Annotated in this window: 1 protein-coding gene; it reads left to right on the top strand. The window is 81.6% G+C overall.

Annotation, left to right across the window (positions count from 1 at the left end; genetic code table 11):
* A partial coding sequence (gene dacB / locus GTQ99_RS23395) for a D-alanyl-D-alanine carboxypeptidase/D-alanyl-D-alanine endopeptidase (protein ID WP_166618040.1) occupies positions 1 to 1,238 on the top strand: 1,238 nt, incomplete at both ends.

Here is a 1,238-nt window from a genome sequence, read left to right as displayed (position 1 = left end):
GTGCCGGGGCGCCCGCGGTGGCCCCCGCCCTGGACCCGGGCGCCCCGGCACCGGACCCGGCCGTCCTCGGCGCCCTGGCCGCGCCCCTGCTGGCCGACCCGGCGCTGGGCGCCTCGGTGTCGGCCGCCGTCGTGGACGCCGCCACCGGCGAGGTCCTGCTCGCCGACGAGGTGGACGTCCCCCGCACCCCCGCCTCGGTGACCAAGCTGCTCACCGCGGCCGCCGCGCTGCGCGCGCTGGGGCCGGCCTCGCGCGTGAGCACCCGCGTCGTCGACGGCGCCACCGCCGACGAGGTCGTCCTGGTCGCCGGCGGCGACGTGCTGCTGGCCGCCGGGGCGGGCGACGCGGACGCGGTGAACGGCCACGCGGGCCTGGGCGACCTGGCCGCCCGCACGGCGGCGGCGCTGCTGGCCGGCGGGCGCTCCGCCGTCGCCGTGCGCCTGGACGACTCCGCCTTCACCGGCCCGGCGACCTCCTCCGGCTGGGGCGCCGGCGACGTGGCCGCCGGGTTCGTCGCCCCGATCTCGCCGCTGGCCGTCGACGAGGGCCGGCTGGCGCCGGGGGAGACCGCGCCGCGCGCCCCCGACCCGGCCCTGGCCGCCGCGCAGGCCTTCGCGCGGGCGCTGGGCGCCGCGGGCGTGCAGGTGATCGACCAGGGCGGCGGCGCGCTCGTGCGGACCGCCGCGCAGCCGGGGGCGGCGACGCTGGCGGCCGTGGAGTCGGCGAGCACCGCCGAGCAGGTGGAGCTGATGCTCACCACGAGCGACAACACCCTCGCGGAGGTGCTCGCGCGCCGGGTGGCCGCGGCCGGCGAGCGCCCGGCGACCTTCGACGACGCCTCCGACGCCGTCGTGCAGCAGGTCGCGGCCCTGGGCGTCGACGTCACCGGCGTGCAGCTGCAGGGCGGCAGCGGCCTGGGCCGGGGCACCCGGATCCCGGCGCGCGCGCTGACGGACCTGCTCGCCCTGGTCGCCGGCGGGGAGCACCCGGAGCTGGCGGCGGTGGCCTCCGGGCTGGCGGTCGCGGACGTCAACGGCACGCTGGCCGACCGCTACGACGTCCCCGCCTCGGCCGCCGGCGCGGGGGTGGTGCGCGCCAAGACCGGCACCCTGACCGGGGTGAGCAGCCTCGCCGGCCTGCTGCGCGACGCCGACGGCCGGCTGCTGGCGTTCGCGGTGCTCTCCGACGGCGTCCCGCCGGGCGCCTCGCTGGCGGCCCGCCGCGCGCAGGACCGCTTC

This window comes from Kineococcus vitellinus, assembly GCF_009906315.1.
Classification (GTDB): Bacteria; Actinomycetota; Actinomycetes; order Actinomycetales; family Kineococcaceae; genus Kineococcus; species Kineococcus vitellinus.
The sequence above is the reverse complement of the archived record's forward strand: the minus strand, read 5'-3'. Positions and strand labels throughout refer to the sequence as shown.